This window comes from Bacillus sp. NP247 (assembly GCF_018966865.1).
In the GTDB taxonomy this organism is placed as follows: domain Bacteria; phylum Bacillota; class Bacilli; order Bacillales; family Bacillaceae_G; genus Bacillus_A.
On the sequence record NZ_CP076653.1, the window covers coordinates 4,205,397 to 4,224,436 of the forward strand.

Below are 19,040 nucleotides of genomic sequence, written 5' to 3' on the forward strand. Positions count from 1 at the left end.
CTCTTACTGATTATTAGCTTGCAAATAGCGGGATAAAGTATATACATCTTGGATAAAGGGGAACAAGGGGATGACAAACATAGTACAGACAAACGGTATGAAAAAACTTGTTTGTTTTTATGAAGAGTGGCAAAAAAACGGCGATGTAGAGAATAGTTTGAAGTTGTTTGAAGTGATTCAAAAATATAAACAAGAGCAGCTTATGCTAGCTTTTTGTGGTCATTTTTCTGCTGGAAAATCGACAATGATGAATCACCTATATAAAGCGCAATTATTACCGACAAGTCCGATTCCGACGAGTGCTAACGTTGTTAAAATTGAAAGGGGATCTGATCGCGTAGTTGTAACGATTAAGTCTGGAGAACAGTATGAATATGACGGCGCATATTCAGCAGAAGAATTAAAACAAATATGTAAAGACGGTGATGAAGTAATTGGTGTTCATATTTATCGAAATGATGCGCCAATTCCTGATGGGGTTATGTTAGTTGATACGCCCGGAATTGATTCTACGGATGATGCCCACCAATTAGCGACAGAATCCACACTGCATCTAGCAGATGTTATTTTCTATATGATGGATTATAACCATGTCCAATCAGAGGTTAACTTACAATTTGTTAAAGAATTGAAACAACGTAATAAAACGGTTTATCTCGTTGTAAACCAAATAGATAAACATAAAGCAAATGAGTTATCGTTTGAAGAGTATAGAGATAGTGTAAAACAGTCTTTTTCTAACTGGGATATTGAAGTAGATGGGATTTTTTATACATCATTGCGAATGATGAACCATCCATACAATGAAATTCAAAGTTTAGAAGCATTAATCTTTTCTATCATGAAAGAAAAAGAGCAGTATGTAAGAAAGGGAATGGAGCGAGAAACAGAATATTTACTGGGGGAACATTTTTCGTTTATTCTTTCTGAAAATGAAAAATATCTCATGAAATATGAAGAAGAATTAACATCACCATTGTCACTTTCAGAGATAGTTGAAAAAAAGGAAGAGTTAACTGAAAATAAAAATCGCGTGGCTAGTAAAGAATCTGATGTGAGAAATGAATTTATAAAAGGTTTACAAGCCATATTAGATAACGCGTATTTAATGCCATTTGAAATGAGAGAATTGGCAAATAAATATTTAGAAACGAAATTAACGAAATTTAAAGTTGGTTTGTTATTTGCGAAAGGCAAGACGGAGCAAGAAAAACAGAGACGTGTAGATGCTTTTTATTCTGCTCTTCAAAAGACTGTTGAAACGCAACTTGATTTTCATGTGAAAGAATTTATTGTAGCCTTCTTAAAAGAAGAAGGGTTATTTACAGAAGAAATAGGGAAAGACATATATGCGTTAGAGATTGCTTTCGGACCGGAAGTGTTGGCTGAAACAATTAAACAAGGGGCTGGATTTACTGGTGATTACTTACTTCTTTATACTGCTGACGTTGCAAATGAGTTAAAGAAAAGATACTTTATAAAATCTCAGCAAATCTTTGGGAAAAGTACGGGTATATTGCAGAAGAAAGTGAAGATAGAGATTGCTCGTATTGAAGAAGAAAATGAAAAATACACGATGTTACAAACAGCCAAAGAAACAAAATTACAATACATTAAGACGTATGAGGAATATGAGAGCTATTTAGGGGATATTTGGAATGAACATGTTTCTATACCAGATGGATTGCAAATAGACGAAATATTACAAAGTAAGAAACAAGTTGTTAGTGAGAAGTTTACACTACAAGAGCAAGAAATTGTAAATGATAACGTAGCGGCTAGTGAAGAAGAGATTAAAGGAACGAAAGTTTTAAATATTCAGCGTATATTAGAGAAAGTGAAGAAAGCTGAAACGATATTAGATCCATTGCCTACACTGAAACATTTACAGCAAGAAGTAGTTGGAAAAAGACAGCGTGTAGAAACGAAGCAATTTACAGTAGCGTTATTTGGAGCTTTTAGTGCTGGAAAATCATCATTTGCTAACGCATTGCTCGGTGAAAAGGTACTTCCTGTATCGCCAAACCCAACGACAGCAACAATAAATCAAATTTTGCCAGTTACAGAAGAGAAACCACATGGAACGGTAATTGTCCAGTTTAAGTCAGAGCAAGCGCTGTTAGAAGATATGAAAGCTGTTTATAAAATGTTTCACTATGAAATTGCCACATTGGAAGAAGCGTTAACGCAAATTGATAAAATTATGAAATATCCTTCACCAAGCGGGAAGCAAAAAACAACATTTAGCTTTTTACGAGCGGTACAAAAAGGATATGAGGCAGTTGCTGATCATTTAGGGGAACAAGTACAAGTTACGTTAGAGGAGTTCTCTGATTATGTAGCCAATGAAGAAAAATCATGCTTTGTTGAGTATATGGAGCTTTATTATGATTGTGCTTTAACAAGGCAAGGAGTAGCTCTTGTAGATACACCAGGGGCGGATTCTATTAACGCGCGCCATACGGATGTTGCATTCCAGTATATTAAAAACGCAGATGCTATTTTATTCGTAACATACTATAATCATGTTTTCTCTCGTGCAGATCGTGAATTTTTAATTCAGCTCGGTCGTGTAAAGGATACATTTGCACTTGATAAAATGTTCTTCTTAATAAATGCTGCCGATTTAGCACAATCCGAAGAAGAACTTGAAATGGTAAAAGGCTATATTGCGGATCAACTCTTGCAATACGGTATTAGAAATCCACGTTTATTTGCAATTTCAAGTTTATGTGCGCTTGAAGAAAAGCAAGGGAAAAGTATTGATAAAGAAAAGTATGGTATTTTACAAAACTCTGGGATTGCTAAGTTTGAAGAATCATTTACGTCCTTTATGATGAGGGATTTAATGCTTGTATCTGTGCATGCTTTATATGGTGCATTGCAAGGAGCGAATCAGCTTCTTGTAAATATGATAAATGGCGCGAAGCAGGGAAATGATGAGAAAGAGAAGCAAACAAAAAAATATGAAGCAGAGCGTGATCAGCTACTTCATATTATTTCATCATATAGTGTACTTGCTGAAGAGCAAGCAATGCAAAATGAAGTGAAAGAATTGCTTTACTATGTACACCAACGTCTATTTTTACGCTATAACGATGTGTTTACTGAATTTATTAATCCGGCTTCGTTACGAACAGATGGAAATGTGAAAATGCAGTTGCAACAATGTGTAATGGAATTAGTTTCATTTATTCAACATGATTTATTGCAAGAAATGCGTGCGACATCATTACGTCTTGAAAAATGGATAGATGAAGCGATGAAGTGTGCAAAGAATGAAATTGTTGTGAATTGCAAAGTGGAAAATGAATCGATTTCTATGGGTGGAGCAGTGGATTATGAATATAAGGTTATTACACATAAAGAGCCGTTTCCTTCAATAGAAATAAAAGATTTTAAAAAGGCACTAGCACATTTTAAAAATGAGAAAAGCTTTTTTGAAAAAAATGATAAAGCTTTTATGCAAGAAGACGCTAAAGGAGTGTTAGAACCTTTCGTATCAAACTATGTAGTTGATGAAGAAGATTTATTCGTACATCATTATAAGCAAGAGTGGGATGCAAAATGGAACCTACTCCAAAAAGTGATGCAGCAAGATGTTGAGAATTATTATGAAAGTATATTATTCGCTTTAGCTGAAACAATTGATGTATCACTATACGAACAAAGTAAAGAAGAGCTACAAAAGCAGTTAGTAGAAATTGAAAAAGAAATTTATATTAAATAGCTGTTATGAAAAAAAGATTCGTTCAATTTTCTTTTGTAGTACAGTATCTAAAGATTTTACAAACCCTGCAAACTCATCAGTAGAAATCATATGGGTAAGAACTAAGCGTCTGCCGTCTGGTGTTTCACCGCATAAGACGAATGAAGAAAACTCATACGTTTTGTTTTCTACTACTAATTTTGGATAGGAATATGTGTCGCTCTTCTTTTTCTTTCCATCAATAGAGATGACGTTGCATTTTTTCTCATTGTTGTCCATGGTGAATCCCTCCTTTCTATTATCTATGGTAGACAAGGGGGGTTTAGAACAATAGAGAAGGAGGAATTTTTATGGATGTTGTATTAGATCGTGTTTCCAAAGATAATGTGCCAAAGTCTTTACTCTTGCTTGCTGATCCAAGCGAGCGACAAATCGCTACATATATACAGAGAGGAATGATATATGTAGCCAAAGTAGAGGGGAAAGTGGTTGGTGTATATGTGCTTTTGGAAACAAGACCAAAGACAATGGAAATTATGAATATTGCGGTTGTAGAACATATGCAAGGAAAAGGTATTGGTAAGGGGTTATTGTTGCATGCAATAGAAAAAGCTAAAGAATATAATATGTGCAAGCTTGAAGTTGGTACAGGTAATTCTAGTATTTCACAACTTGCGTTATATCAAAAATGTGGATTTCGTATTTTTTCTATTGATTTTGATTACTTTTCAAAGCATTATGAAGAAGAGATTATTGAAAATGGAATTGTATGTCGTGATATGATTCGGCTTGCAATGAAATTAAACAAATAAGTATAAATTATTTAGGGGGAAGAGAAGATGGAAGTACATAAAGCAATTACGGCACATTCTCGTAAACAAAATGAGATTGTAAAAATATTTTTACAATTAGATGCGCAACGCGAAGCAGCGATTGAGGCTGCGATCGCACTTGCATCAAATGGAAAACATTTCTCAGTTGATGCAATTAATATGGTAACACAGCAAATTAATGACCTTGCAAAACGCGGCGTTGCACCGCAGCGTAAACTTGTTACAACAGATATGGTTATGGAGTATGTAGGTCGCGTGAACGAGAAAGAAGGGCGTTAAGGATGATTGTTACAGTCGAATGGTTGTGTGAGCATTTAGAAGATGAACATGTCCGTATAGTCGATTGTCGTTTTGATTTAGCGAATCCAAATTGGGGTAAAGAGAAGTATGAGGAAGAACATATTCCCCATGCGTTATATTTTGATTTAAATTTAGATTTATCAAGTTCTGTAATAGAGCATGGTGGTCGCCATCCATTACCAAATATAGAGCAGTTTGCAGACAAGCTTTCACAAGCCGGGATTGATGAACATACGACAGTGATTGCGTATGACAGTCAAGCTGGTGCAAATGCTTCTCGTTTATGGTGGTTATTAAACTATGTAGGACATGAGAAAGTATATATACTAGATGGTGGCTTTCCTGCTTGGAAAGAGAATGGATTACATACAACAACGGAAATTCCTGTTGTTGCACGAAAAACATTCAAAGCAAACATACAAGATAATATGCTTGTAACGATGGAAACGGTCAAAGCGAATATTCATGCAGGTGCAGATATTACGTTAATTGATTCTAGAGAGCCAAAACGTTATGCTGGTGAAGAAGAGCTTGTTGATCCGAAGGCAGGACATATTCCGACAGCAGTAAACTGTTTTTGGAAGGATGGAATTCTAGAATCAGGACAATTTAAAAATGAAGCCCAGCAACAAGAACGTTTCAAAACTCTTTCGAAAGATAAGGAAACAATTGTATATTGTGGCTCTGGTGTTACAGCATGTCCAAATATAGTTGCATTAAAATTAGCTGGTTTTCAAAATGTTAAATTGTATGCAGGTAGCTGGAGTGATTGGATTTCTTATCCAGAAAATCAAATTGCAAAAGAAGAAGATTAATCACTTGCATGCAAAAATAATTTGTATTAAAATAAGGTCACAAGCAAGAGATTGCTTCAAAAATATTATATTTTACACATTGGAAACAATGTGATAATATAACGACAAGTAAATAATACATCCTGCGGTGTGCGTAACTTATTTATGTCTAAAACCGATGTTAGTTTTACGGAAGCTCAATATTTAGTGACCATTATCAAGCCTTCCTTGTGGAGGAAGATATACGGTAACTGTGAGGGCATCCACCTGCGAGTAGCGGGTTTTTGGACATTTACGAGGGACGGCACTTGCGGGGGTCTTATTTCAACTAATATTATATAAAATTCCTACGGTGTACGTAGCTTGTGTATGTCTTAAACCAATAAGTATAATATGGAAGTTCAATATTTAAATGTAGATAGCAGGCCATCTTTTTAAGAAGGAAGTTACAAACATTTGTGAGAACATCCACCTGTGAGAGCAGGTTTATGGACATCTATAGATAACGGCATATGTGGGACTATATAAAAAACCTTACGTTTTATACGTAAGGTTTTTTTGTTGAATAAATATGCTCATGTTATCTCGATTTACCTGTAAAGTTCCCATAATAAATATAGCACTTGCGGTCTTAATCAATTTCTCTTGAATCTAGGGTGAATTCCAAATGTATTCCATCCTGTTGAATATATATAATATCTGAATGGAGAGAGGGTAAGATATCCTCGTAATTCCAAACATCTTTACTTTCTGTCATAATTGAACTTGTAAGGAAAAGTTTCCATACAAAGTGTTGACATCTATTTTAAATAAGAGTAACATTTTCTATGTAATTAAAATAAGTCTCTGTTAGGTGAGGCTCCTGTATAGAGAAATGCTACTGCCCAAAAATGTCGAGAGACGCCAATGGGTCAACAGGAATGATCGAATTAAGGTTTTTCTTAACGTAGCTGGTAATGAACCTATGCTATACAGTGCTAAAACTCGACGAGGGAGAGGTCCGTAGATTTCTAATTATATTAGGAATCGCTTATTTGTGTATGCAATGACCTTTGCTCTCTTATGAGTAAGGGTCTTTTTTGTTACAAAGCTATGAGTAATTTCATAGTATAGATTATAACTAAAAAATAAACGAGGAGGTGAGGAGCATGTCAAATTCTGACTCGGTTCCGTTACCCATATGCTTCAAATCAAAAATATATGATGTAGGCAGGAAACGACTTGTTCCTCCCTCTATATTTATCATGATGTAGCGTTTATTCGAGTATTTAAGCGCTAGACATTTTCACGGTAAAGTGGATAAATCGAGAAACAAAGCGTTTCTTCCTATGTTATAAAGGAGGAGACGATAATATGTTATATGCAAACAAAACTGTGGGTAACACGTCATATAAACTAAGTAAAAAATCAATAAAAGAACAAATAATGCTCCAAAAAAATAAAGATTTATTAATTGAAATTGCAACGAGAGATGTAAAATCTGTATTTGCGTATTTTAAAACAACAAGAGACGGACTATCTGTGAAAGAAGCACAAAAACGTATTCAAGTATACGGCCGAAATGAATTAATTTCAAAAAGAGCGCGTATTGCGGAAGTAATGATAAAGCTAAGTGGAATGATTCCAGGTCTTTCTAAACAAAATGTACGTGATGAATTACAATGTGAAACAGTTACTGTTTCTAGAGTAGAAGCCTCTAGCGTAACAGGGTTAAACAGTGAATTAAAAATGATGAAATTGCCAGTACAAGAGCTTGTACCTGGAGATATGATTTTTCTTGAAGAAGGTGATATAGTACCGGCAGATGTACGTATTATTTATGCAAATGATTTATTAGTAAATGAATCTGTGCTGACAGGAAACGATGCGAGTATTGAGAAATTTGAAAGTTGCTATCATCTTGAACGTAAAAGATTTATTCCATTAAAACGGATGAAAGACTATAATCCACTTGAACTTGAAAATGTATGTTTCAAAGGTACGTATATTGTTGACGGAAATGCAAAGGCTGTAGTTGTTTCGACAGGTAAAAATACGTATTCAGGAATACTTCATACTTGTTGCGGTAGAATGTCTTAATGTGTTAATGATGCTAAATATACAAAAACAATGTATAATAGACAAAGTTGAATAAAAACGTAGAATGGTAATCTATATATAACCTTACGTGATAACGTGAGGTTATTATTTTTTGTTAGTAGGAGAGGAATTATGAAAAAAGTATTATTAGTTGATGGTATGGCACTATTATTTCGTGCTTTTTACGCAACAAGTGTATATGGACAATTTATGAAACGACAAGATGGTACCCCGACGAATGGGATTCATGGTTATATGAAGCATTTATTAACAGCAACACAAGCAATCGAACCAACGCACATTGTAACGTGCTGGGATATGGGAAGTACGACATTTAGAACGGAATCTTTCTCGAATTATAAAGCGAATCGTGCAGCACCGCCGGAAGAATTAATTCCGCAATTTGATTTAGTACAAGAAATGACTGCGAAATTATCTATGCCTGTGATCGGTATGAAAGGTTATGAAGCGGATGATTGTATTGGTACGCTTGCAAAACAATATTGCAATGAAGCGGAAGTTTATATTTTGACAGGTGATACAGATTTACTTCAACTTGTTGATACGAATGTTACAGTTATGCTTCTTCGTAAAGGAATTGGAAATTACGAGTATTACACACCGGAAAAAATCATGGAAGAGAAAGGTGTAGAACCTTGGCAAATTGTGCATGCGAAAGCTTTCATGGGAGATACAAGTGATAATTATCCGGGTGTAAAAGGTATTGGTGAAAAAACAGCGTATAAGCTTATCCAAGAATACGGCACAGTATCGGCAGTACTAGAAAATATAGCATCATTAACGAAAGCCCAGCGCACAAAAATTGAAAGTGATTTAGAGAATTTAAATATCTCTTTACAATTAGCGCAAATTCATTGTGAAGTTCCAATTTCATGCTCATTAGAAGAAGGATTACACACAATGAACGAAGAAAAACTACGATTCGTTTGCGAAGAAATGAATTGGGGAAGACCTGAAATATTAATAAACATGTTATAAATACTAGAAAGACCGATTTAGAATGAATCGGTCTTTCTTTTTTTGTTCACAAAGTTGTCAGAAAATAAACGGAATTTTCATGTGAAGTTCAAATGGATTTCACAACAATCAATTATTATAAGTCTACACAGATAATTACTTATCCCGCATTAACGGGCGGTGGGACTTCTATATCAATATTATAGCTGAATAAAGAGTGATGATGGAAGAGTAACTCCCTGTAAAGGCCCGATTGATGTAGGCTAATAATCAGTGAGGGTAAATCCTCTCATTGATTAAAGTTTCACGTTATCTTTTATATAAACCATCCCCCAAGGAGGAAAATAAACATGCGAAAAAAAGTGAGAAAATCCTTTAAACAATTATTAATAGAAAATAAACAATCCCTACTAACTAATAAAGAGAATATGAAAGAAATTGAAGAACGGATTGAGAAACGACATGTAGCATATAATGGCGCTAATAATTAAATAAAATAAAAAAGATAGCCTATACAGGCTATCTTTTTTATTTTATATTGAAAAAACACTAGTCCTCTCTTTAATTTTGTAAATATGCAACATATTTTTATAGTGTTTTTCTAACAATATTACCCATTTTTCGAGGTTGAAATTGGTATATACCAATTTTTAGGATTCACTATTCATAATATTACAAAAAATGTTACAATACACTCAAATTTATACTATAAAATCATTTTAATATGAAAAATTGGAATGAAAAGAAAGGAGAGGAATATGAATAAAGATGTCGCTTTGAAATGATTACTATCATTTCATTAGGAGTTGATGTAAAACGATGGAGAGGCATGAAGAACTGGATTCTATAAGAGGAATTTCTTCATTGGTAGTAATGATTGGTCATCATTTGATGATTTTCTCAGCATTTCAAAATTACAGTTATGAAGATAATAAACCATTTGTTGTATATCTATTAAAAGAAACGCCTGCACGTCTTATTTTTAGTAGTGGTAACGAATCTGTTATTATCTTTTTTGTTTTGAGTGGATTTGTTTTGTATGAATCTATTCAAAAAACATATAGTAGCTATGGATCATACCTTTTAAAACGTATATGCAGAATATATATTCCGTATATTGTGGCAATAGTCATAGCTATTATATGCCAGACTACAATAAGTAAATATGGTATTTCTTATTTAAGCGAATGGTTTAATCGCTCATGGACGATTGAAAGTTCTTCAAGTCTAATAGCACAGCATGTTTTATTGGTTGGGAAATATAATACAGATACATATAACAGTGTGATTTGGTCACTTGTACATGAAATGCGAATATCTATAATTTTTCCGTTAGTTTTGATGGTTTGTTTACGGAAAACAGTAAGGGGTTCATTACTATCATTGTTTAGTTTTAGTATATGTTCTGTCGTGATATTATTCTTATTTCGCTCGAGTTTAACATTAACAAGCTATGTATTAACGTTGCATTACACAGTGCTGTTTTTACTAGGAGCACTAGTTGCGAAGTATAAAAATAATTTAATGGCTTTTTATAGTAATTGTACTAAAAATACGAAAATTACATGGTTTTTATTTGCGATTTTACTTTATATGTATGAAGGGCTTATTGGAGAAATTAAAGTGCTCAATAATTTTATATTTCGAGACTACGTAGTAGCGATAAGTGCATGTCTATTTGTCATATTAAGCTTGTCAGTATCAACTTTGTCGTCCTTGCTGCATAATAAATACTTGTTATATTTGGGAAAAATTTCTTACAGTCTTTATTTATACCATATCACATCTTTATTTTCTCTTATATACGTGCTCCATGAAATATTACCGTTACCTATTGTTTTAATTTTGTCGCTTATTCTTTCGCTTATACTAGCAACGATTTCGTATGTATTTGTAGAAAAATTTGCATTTAGAGTCGGAAAGTATGTAACAAAACGAGCGGATAGAGAGAAGAAAGAGTTAGTTGTAGAAAATGACGTGCAGGATGTTATTCAGACAAAGGCGGTGAAATAATTGAAGCAAGAAATGAGTATAAAAGATTTTCAACAGTTATTGAAAAGAAGATTCGTAACGATCATTTTGACGATGTGTTGTTTAACCGTTTCTCTAGTTCTTATTTCTATGTATGTGCTAAAGCCGTCGTATCAATATTCAGCGCAAATTCTTGTTGGAAATTTAGATGAGTTTAATAAGGAAAATACAACGAATAAAACACAAGAAAATAAGCAACTTGTAACATCGTTTGTTGACATATTAAAAAGTCCACTTATTATTTCGACAGTAAAAAACACTTTGAAATTAGAACAATCAAGTTATGAATTAGCACAAAAAATTTCGGTGTTGAATACGGACAACTCACAAATTGTTACTGTTACAGTAAAAGATTCGGATCCTAAAATCGTGAAAGAAATTGTAAATTCATTGGCAGAACAATCTCAAAAAAGCTTTCAACAGTATACGAATGTACAGGGAGTAAAAATATTAACTGACCGAGAGTTACAGGAAGAAGTTGAAAAGTTGTTTCCAAAATTTCAACTTATCATTCCTATCTCTTTAATTGTTAGTTTTTTTGTTGGTGTAGGTTTAGCTGTATTTCGAGATTATTTTGATGAACGTATATACGTGGAACAGGATTTAGAGAAAATAACGACAGTCTCTGTTATTGGTCATATAAATATGAAACCGAAAAGAAAAAAGAAACCTACAGAGGTTGATAAGCAATCATCTATATATCGAGGTGAACATGTCGATGTTTAAGACAAAGAAAAAGCTGCCATTCGATCCGCATGATGCTCTGATGAAAGAGCAGTTTTATACTGTATATCACGAGTTGAAAAAATCTGGAAAACAACTATTCTCAGTTATTTCAACGAAGGACAGAGGCGTCGTTGCCTCGCTTATAGTAAATATGGGGCTAGTGTTTGCGGAAATGAAAAAAAAGGTGTTACTTATCGATGTGAATTTTTCGGACCCTAAACTACATCTACTATTACAAAGCGATCATATGACAACAGTAAACGATATAATAAGCTCCCCTCCATGTAATTATGAAACTTTTTCAAGTGATTTGTCTAAATACTTGTATTGTATTCCTGCAAAAAAAACAGTACACAGCGGAACGCCCTTAGTTGCTATGGATGAATTTGATAATGTAATTGCTAAGTGGAAAGAAGATTTTGATTACATTTTCTTTTATTCATCTGAAGTATTTGAGCTTCCTGCTACGCACATTATTGCGGGTAAATGCGATGGAGTAGTCTTGGCAGTCAAAAAACGAAAAGATTCCTTACGTACAGTACAAAAAGTAATAACGGATATAAAGAGGAAAGAATGTGATTTAATCGGTATAGTTTTATATTCTTGAATATGGGGGTAACGATCCATGATTCGTGAAACAAATCAAGCTAAGTTGTATACTATTCCGGCTCAAGAAAAGGATAGCATTTTGAATCGAAGTGTAAAACGCTTGTTTGATATAATATTTTCACTCATATTGTTACTAATAATGTTACCACTTATGTTGTTCTTTTGTATTTTGATTGCTTTAGAAACACCTGGAGCTCCAATCTACTTTCAAGAGCGTTTAGGAATAAATGGAAAGAAGTTTGATTTATTTAAATTAAGGTCGATGATAAAGGATGCTGAAAAGAACGGACCGCAATGGGCAAACGAAAATGATTCAAGAATTACAAAGGTTGGATTATTTATAAGAAAAACGAGAATTGATGAATTACCACAACTTATAAATATTTTAAAAGGTGATATGTCTTTTGTTGGCCCTAGACCAGAGAGGGAGTATTTTTATAATCAATTTGATGCTAATATTCCAGAATTTAAGCATCGTTTAATGGTGAAGCCGGGGTTAACAGGCTGGGCACAAATAAATGGAGGATATAATCTTGATCCGCAAGAAAAGTTGAAATTAGACATAGAGTATATTGAACTGAAAACGATTAGGATGGATATTCGTATTTTATGTAAAACTGTTTTAATTGTATTGAATGGGAATGGTGCAAGATAAAAAATATAGTAAATATGTTTTTATACAAATAATAGATGAATATACAACGAATCTAAGTAGGTTACATGCAAAGGAGAACTGGTATGGGTAGATCCATTCTAAACAATATTGTACATCTATTTTATGGTACGATTTTAGCTAATCTTCTTCAAGCCATTAGCTTAATTGCTTTAGCCAACTTTTTTAATGCACAAAATTACGGGATGTTTAGTGTTGCAATCGCATTAACGTTTGTCATGTTATTTTTTACAGATTTAGGACTTAGTAATACATTTCTTCGAGAAGGAGCAATGGAAGGAGTAGATTTAGAGGCAATTTTATCTTCGTATATAAAGATAAGGATGATTCTTCTAATTGTCATTTCGGTAATTGGTTATATAGCTATTCATTTTGTGTATGAGGATAAGGATTTAATTTATATGATGTTGAACGTAATGTTCTTAATGTTAATAGGACTAATGTGGCAAAATATAGGGATTGCTTATTTTCAGTTGATGGAACGTATGAAATATATAGCCCTTATTAAAGTTGTATCAGCATCTATTGTCATCATAATTACATGTTTCTGTATTTTCGGAGAACTACCAGTGTATATAACGGCTCGTTTATATGGTTTTGGTTATATGATCGGTGGTTTATTTAGTTTTTACGTAATGAGAAGAAAAACGAATATGAATATGAAAGTAATAGTTCAAAAAGGATTATTTTGGCAATTAACACCTTTTATTGTAAGTGGGTTTTTAATAATAAGTACGCCACAATTAGCACCTATTTTACTCAACTATACATTGTCATTAAGTATGGTAGGTGTTTTCGCGGTTGCTTATCGGATGCCAGCAGCTTTATACCAAGTGCCGGGGGTAATTGCAGGAGCGTTTTTCCCAGTGCTCTTTAAACATTATAACCAAAATAATTTAGAAGAGCATACGAAATTAAATATGCTTCAAATGAAATCAATGGCAGTTGTGGGTATATGTATGACGATAGGCTTATATAATTTAGCGCCATATTTTATTTCTATATTTTTTCATGAGGAATGGAGTAATGTAGTAGAGCCACTTCAAATATTATCTTTTCTTATTGTGTTACAAAGTATAAATATTGCTATCGCTGATGGTTTAACAACGAGTGGGGGGCAAAAGAAAAGAACTGTCGTGCAGTGTGTTGCTTTAGTGATTGGTGGAATTATGCTATACAGCTTCAGTAGTATCTGGGGAGTTATAGGGGCAGCTTATGCTATGGTTTTATTTGAGATAGTGGCCTTAGTTGGATATATAACAATAAGTGTAGTGAAGAAAAAAATTGTATTTCAAATTGTAATCCCGTATACAACTTACTTTGGCATAACTTTTATAGGAGTGCAATATATGTTGCATACGTACAATTTGATTGCACTTGTAGTTCATACGTTTATCGTAGTAGTTGGTATATTCCTATATGATCATGAGTTGAAAAAACTTATACTTTCGTTTATACGAAAGACACGAGAAAAGGATTATATTACGAAACAGGGGATATAGCCTATGGAAAATAATATGCAAATTTCGATGAAATGGATTTTTCTTTTAATCTTGTTTGTTATGTTAAGTAAATACAATATATATATAGGATTTTCCTTGAAAATATATATGATTTTCTTAGTCATTTATTTTTGTTTAACAATTAAAGACTTTCATATTCAAAAGCTATATTTTCATGAAGTGGTATTTTTACTGTTCTATTTCATTTATTGTTTAAGTGGTATTCTCTCCGTATATTTAAGTGCTAGTATTCGTATGATTTTTGGTGTGCTTCTTGTTTTAGGGTGTTATTTTATAATGAGAAATTTATTGGGGAATACCGAAATAGTAGTGCTCGAATCATCCATTGTCTATGCAGGATTAGTATTTAATATTGTGAGTCTTATACTCTATATAATCGGATTACAATATTTTGGATTATATGGTGGGGAAGAGAGAGAGGTTTATGCTGGATTATTAGTAGATAGAGGATATCCGAGGTTAATTGGATTATTAGACGATCCCAACATCTTTATTTTTTATAATACAATATTTTTCATGTACTATATGACAAATTTACGTAATATAACCAATGTAATAGGGTTAATTCTATGTGTTACAACGAGTTTATTAACTTTTTCAAGAGGTGGTATTTTAGCAATTGTGCTTGTCATTTTTGTATATGTATGCATGGCCAGTTTTGCGAAAAAAGTAAAAATAATAATGGGTTTAGTATTGTTTAGTATTGTTATTTTTAGTTTAGCGAATGTAGTAATGGGTGGAAAACTAGATGATATATTACATGATCGGATTTCTGATTTTTCGCACGATAATGGGAGTGGCAGATTTACACTATGGGAAGCTGCTTTCAAATATTTTTTATCTAATCCATATATCGGTATCGGTGCTTTTAATTTTTCGAATTATTATGAGTATCAGTTCAATGAAAAACTATATGTACACAATACATTTTTAGAAATTTTATCTGAATCGGGTACAATTGGTTTCCTTTTATATAGTGCTTTTTTATGCATTCTAATGGTGAAGTTGACTAAGTATAACTTGTTTTGTGAAAAGCCATATCTTTTATTGACTATGATTGCATTTTTATTTCAGATGATGTCATTGTCACTTATTATTAACGAAGCTTTCTTTCTATTTTTAGCAGTTGCTGTGAGGTACATTTCAACATATGAAGGAAGGGGAATGATAGATGGTAAAGTGTCTATCAGTACATAACGAGGCGCCTTGTGTTTCTATAATAACACCTTCTTATAATAGTTTACGTTTTATTGGTGAGACAATCACATCTGTGCAGAGTCAATCTTATGAAAATTGGGAAATGCTTATCGTTGATGATGCTTCAACGGACCACTCAGTTGTAAAAATTAAAGAGATGATAGAAGGAGATTCGCGAATTCGGTTATTATCATTAGAAGAAAATATGGGTGCTGCTAAAGCTAGGAATATAGCGATTAAAAAAGCGAGAGGAAGGCATATTGCCTTTTTAGATAGTGATGATATTTGGCTACCCAATAAATTGGAGACGCAATTGTTATTTATGGAAGAAACGAATGCTGCGTTTTCGTATACGTCCTATAGTTTAATGGATGAAAATAGTAATGATCTGAACAAAGAGGTGAACGTACCGGAATTTGTTGATTATCATTATTTAGTAGGAAACACAATTATTGGGTGTTTAACAGTGATGCTTGATCGTGAGAAAATTCCTTGTATTGAAATGCCTAGTGTGCAGCCTGAAGATACAGCATTATGGCTGAACTTGTTAAGTAAAGGATATGAAGCGAAAGGGATACAACAAGTGTTAGCGAAATATAGAATCGTTACAAATTCTGTTTCGAGAAATAAAATAAGAGCAGCCTTCCGATATTGGAAGCTATTAAGAGCACAAAAATCGCTTAATTCATTGCAAACCTTTTTTTATTTTAGTAAGTATGCTTATCATGCTTATAGAAAAAATAAAATCAATGTTGTTGGGAAGACGCAAGTATGAATATATTGTTGATGACAGATAAATTGATAACTGGGGGAGCCGAGAGTTACTTCTGTAAATTGGAAAACAATTTGCAATATGAAAACATTACGGTTTATACAGCTGCAGGTGATGGAGAATTATATCAATCTCTTACTAGAAAAGAAAATTTCATGTTACTTAGTCGATGGAATCATTTGAGAAATATTTATTACTTACGAAAAGAGATTTATAAACGAAAAATAGAACTTATTCATGCAAATAGTTTGCGGATGGTATTATATGCTTTTCTACTTCAAAAGTTTATGAAAAAAAAGATAAAAATCGTGTATACGAAACATAATGTAACGATACTAGAAAAGAAAATGCCAATTCTTTTTCGTTATGTCATGAATAAATATGTGAACAATATTATTACAGTAAGTGAATTTGAAAAGAATAACTTAATTTCAATTCATGTAGCTGAAGAGAAAGTAAAGACAATTTATAACGGTGTGGATATTGAAAAATTTTTATTCCAGCAGAAAAAGAAAGAATCTACTTACAAAGTAGGTATATTAGCTAGATTATCCAAGGAGAAAAATCATCAACTATTTGTTAAAATTGCAAATGTGTTGAAAAAGAGAAATGATTTTATGTTTTATATTGCTGGTGATGGACCAGAGAAAGAATCTATTATGAAAGAAATAGAAAAATATGACTTGCAACAAAGTTTAAAGATGTTAGGAAATATTTCAGAGCCACATAAGTTTATAGGAAATATGGATGTATTACTTTTATTATCTTTTCGTGAAGTATTTCCAATGGTAGTAATTGAAGCAATGGCTACAGGAACACCAATTGTTTCAATAGATGTCGGCGGAATAAATGAAGCGGTAATAGATGGAGAATCAGGTGTTTTGATATCTGAATATTGTGAATCTGAATTTGCAGACGTGCTGGAGGAATTACAAGGAAATGAAGAAAAGGTGAATTATATTAGAGTGAAAGCGCGAGAAAAAGCGGAAAGAAATTTCTCGTTAACTAAAATGGTAGAAGAAACGAAGGATATATATGAATTAAACAAATGACCGTGGAGGTCGTTTGTTTTTTTATGATACAAACTTTTAAGAGAGAACTCACATATTATATGAAAAAGGCAATATGAGGAGTGAATTTATTTTGTCAGAATATATTTCTTCACAAGAGGAGTGTACGCCAGAAAATAGTGTTCATATTGATTGCTTTGGTGCAGTTCCGAATTCAGGAAGTGATAGTTCGTTAGCGATTCAACAAGCGATTAATTATTGTGTAGCGAACCGAATTTCGACGGTAAGAATTACAGGGGTAAATACGTATAAAATATTGAAGCCGATTGTTATTAAATCCAACGTAAGACTAGAGTTAGATCCTACCGTAACGCTGCAAATCGATGGAGATTTTAATGCGTTTGAGTTACAAAGTAATGCTTCTATAACTGGCGGTACTATTCAAGTTATTAATCAAGTATTTCAGTCATCTGTTATTTATGTTTCCGGTTCACAACAAATAGAAGTGCCTAATCAATCTGTCATATCAAATATAAATATAATAAATACAACACCATCATATCAAGGAAAAGCTATACATTTTTATTGTCAAAAAGCGTGGGATTATATTAGTTTCTTTCAAGTTAACTATGTTCAAGTTAAAAATTTTCAAACTGCAATATATTTAAAAACGGAATATATAGACAATATAAATACACCTTGCTGGATTAACGCAAATGTATTTCAATCTATATTTATTGATGGATGTCAGTATGGAATAGAAGTAGATGGGAATAGTGATTTACCAAATGAAAGTTCAGGAAATACGTTTCATGATATTCAAGTGCAATGTAGACAACAAACGAAAAAAGCAATTCGTTGTTCAGGTGCTTATAATACATTTAACTGTATGATTTGGGATACGTACAGGATGAGTAGTGAACAAATAGTAATTGAATTTTCTTCTAATTCCCATCGTAACTACCTTTTTTCAAATTTACTTTCAACAACTATTGTAGATAACGGACAATACAATGTTTGTAAGTCTGCTTATGAAGAATCACTTCGGATTCAGTTACCTTTGACGCTGAATAAACCACATTTAATAGGAAATCAAGATGATATTTTAGTAAATGCTCAGCTGAAGTATAGTGTTAAGCAAGTAAGTGGGAAATTACCTTACGGAGGAAATATCGCTAATTGTTTTAATTTAATAGATGAACAAAGTGTGAATTATATCGATGTTCCAGATAGTAATCCAGTTGTTATTGAACTGGACTTTACGAAAAATCCGATTAAAATGTTGAATTGTATTGGGATGTACTTTGGATGGGGAGAGAGCCCAAAGAAAATTAAAATTGAATATGCATTAAGTGCAACTGGGAATTGGATTATCGCGGCAGATGTTCCATTAAATGTTGGCGATACAATTATATCGAATATGAAAGCTAATCAGTTATATAAAGTAAGAATTACATTGAGTGGTTACGCTCAAGACCATAAGCGTTTTCGAATTAATCGCATTTTTGCAAGGTCTTCTATGGAAAATGGAAATGCTTGGTTAGCAACAACTGGTGGAAGAATGTTTGGAGATATTGAGTTAGAAGCGAGTAAAGGTGTAATTATGAAAACTGCTGGTGGAGTACAATGGAAAGTTACTATAAATGAAGCGGGCCAGCTTATTACAACTAAAATAACTTGAGATGCTCTTCTCTTTGCATAAGTTGTACAAGTATTAGGTGGTGTGATGAATTCGTTTTAAAAGAGGACGTGTAGTCTGTAGAATGAAAAAAGCTTGTAGTTTGGATATTATCCGAACTACAAGCT

General features: G+C 32.9%; 17 protein-coding genes, 2 other RNA genes and 1 riboswitch. Of the genes, 18 read left to right on the forward strand and 1 reads right to left on the reverse strand.

Features of this window, described 5'->3' with window-relative positions; all coding sequences use genetic code 11:
- Positions 1-70: 70 nt before the first annotated feature.
- Positions 71-3,730 (forward strand): dynamin family protein, encoded by a 3,660-nt coding sequence (locus KPL75_RS21980; protein ID WP_219917778.1) that lies wholly within the window; start codon positions 71-73, stop codon positions 3,728-3,730.
- A gap of 3 nt (positions 3,731-3,733) precedes the next feature.
- Here KPL75_RS21980 and KPL75_RS21985 read toward each other — a convergent pair whose 3' ends face one another.
- Positions 3,734-3,988, reverse strand: a complete 255-nt coding sequence (locus KPL75_RS21985; RefSeq protein ID WP_000369740.1) for a DUF3931 domain-containing protein — start codon at positions 3,986-3,988, stop codon at positions 3,734-3,736.
- Positions 3,989-4,059: 71 nt separating this feature from the next.
- Between KPL75_RS21985 and KPL75_RS21990 the strand changes: the two genes are divergently transcribed.
- From KPL75_RS21990 to KPL75_RS22070, 17 genes are all read left to right on the forward strand, one after another.
- Complete coding sequence (locus KPL75_RS21990) at positions 4,060-4,521, forward strand: GNAT family N-acetyltransferase (RefSeq protein ID WP_219917779.1); 462 nt, start codon at positions 4,060-4,062, stop codon at positions 4,519-4,521.
- A 27-nt stretch (positions 4,522-4,548) separates the two neighbouring features.
- Positions 4,549-4,821 (forward strand): DUF2533 family protein, encoded by a 273-nt coding sequence (locus tag KPL75_RS21995; RefSeq protein ID WP_219917780.1) that lies wholly within the window; start codon positions 4,549-4,551, stop codon positions 4,819-4,821.
- A 2-nt stretch (positions 4,822-4,823) separates the two neighbouring features.
- Complete coding sequence (locus tag KPL75_RS22000) at positions 4,824-5,657, forward strand: sulfurtransferase (protein ID WP_219917781.1); 834 nt, start codon at positions 4,824-4,826, stop codon at positions 5,655-5,657.
- Between the two features lie 116 nt (positions 5,658-5,773).
- Positions 5,774-5,956, forward strand: a non-coding RNA gene (ssrS, locus tag KPL75_RS22005) — 6S RNA.
- Between the two features lie 21 nt (positions 5,957-5,977).
- Positions 5,978-6,161, forward strand: a non-coding RNA gene (gene ssrS, locus KPL75_RS22010) — 6S RNA.
- A gap of 313 nt (positions 6,162-6,474) precedes the next feature.
- A riboswitch (M-box (ykoK) riboswitch) is annotated at positions 6,475-6,638 on the forward strand.
- A gap of 351 nt (positions 6,639-6,989) precedes the next feature.
- Positions 6,990-7,715 carry a P-type ATPase actuator domain-containing protein gene (locus KPL75_RS22015; RefSeq protein ID WP_219917782.1) on the forward strand — a complete coding sequence of 242 codons (726 nt, stop codon included), beginning with the start codon at positions 6,990-6,992 and terminating at the stop codon, positions 7,713-7,715.
- A gap of 132 nt (positions 7,716-7,847) precedes the next feature.
- Complete coding sequence (locus KPL75_RS22020) at positions 7,848-8,714, forward strand: 5'-3' exonuclease (RefSeq protein ID WP_128281589.1); 867 nt, start codon at positions 7,848-7,850, stop codon at positions 8,712-8,714.
- A gap of 329 nt (positions 8,715-9,043) precedes the next feature.
- Positions 9,044-9,184 (forward strand): FbpB family small basic protein, encoded by a 141-nt coding sequence (locus KPL75_RS22025; protein ID WP_001228050.1) that lies wholly within the window; start codon positions 9,044-9,046, stop codon positions 9,182-9,184.
- 328 nt (positions 9,185-9,512) lie between these two features.
- Entirely contained in the window at positions 9,513-10,706 is a 1,194-nt protein-coding gene (locus KPL75_RS22030) for an acyltransferase family protein (protein WP_219917783.1), read from the forward strand.
- Positions 10,707-11,450 carry a YveK family protein gene (locus KPL75_RS22035; RefSeq protein ID WP_219917784.1) on the forward strand — a complete coding sequence of 248 codons (744 nt, stop codon included), beginning with the start codon at positions 10,707-10,709 and terminating at the stop codon, positions 11,448-11,450.
- Positions 11,437-12,057 (forward strand): CpsD/CapB family tyrosine-protein kinase, encoded by a 621-nt coding sequence (locus KPL75_RS22040; RefSeq protein ID WP_219917785.1) that lies wholly within the window; start codon positions 11,437-11,439, stop codon positions 12,055-12,057. Before KPL75_RS22035 ends, KPL75_RS22040 begins: the two co-directional genes overlap by 14 nt.
- A gap of 18 nt (positions 12,058-12,075) precedes the next feature.
- Positions 12,076-12,714 carry a sugar transferase gene (locus KPL75_RS22045; RefSeq protein WP_219917786.1) on the forward strand — a complete coding sequence of 213 codons (639 nt, stop codon included), beginning with the start codon at positions 12,076-12,078 and terminating at the stop codon, positions 12,712-12,714.
- Between the two features lie 83 nt (positions 12,715-12,797).
- Positions 12,798-14,234 (forward strand): oligosaccharide flippase family protein, encoded by a 1,437-nt coding sequence (locus KPL75_RS22050; RefSeq protein ID WP_219917787.1) that lies wholly within the window; start codon positions 12,798-12,800, stop codon positions 14,232-14,234.
- 3 nt (positions 14,235-14,237) lie between these two features.
- Complete coding sequence (locus KPL75_RS22055; protein WP_219917788.1) at positions 14,238-15,452, forward strand: O-antigen ligase family protein; 1,215 nt, start codon at positions 14,238-14,240, stop codon at positions 15,450-15,452.
- Positions 15,427-16,227 (forward strand): glycosyltransferase family 2 protein, encoded by an 801-nt coding sequence (locus tag KPL75_RS22060; protein ID WP_219917789.1) that lies wholly within the window; start codon positions 15,427-15,429, stop codon positions 16,225-16,227. The genes KPL75_RS22055 and KPL75_RS22060 overlap by 26 nt, the downstream gene beginning before the upstream one ends.
- Complete coding sequence (locus KPL75_RS22065; protein ID WP_219917790.1) at positions 16,224-17,276, forward strand: glycosyltransferase family 4 protein; 1,053 nt, start codon at positions 16,224-16,226, stop codon at positions 17,274-17,276. The genes KPL75_RS22060 and KPL75_RS22065 overlap by 4 nt, the downstream gene beginning before the upstream one ends.
- A gap of 91 nt (positions 17,277-17,367) precedes the next feature.
- Complete coding sequence (locus KPL75_RS22070; RefSeq protein WP_219917791.1) at positions 17,368-18,915, forward strand: glycoside hydrolase family protein; 1,548 nt, start codon at positions 17,368-17,370, stop codon at positions 18,913-18,915.
- Positions 18,916-19,040: the final 125 nt, after the last annotated feature.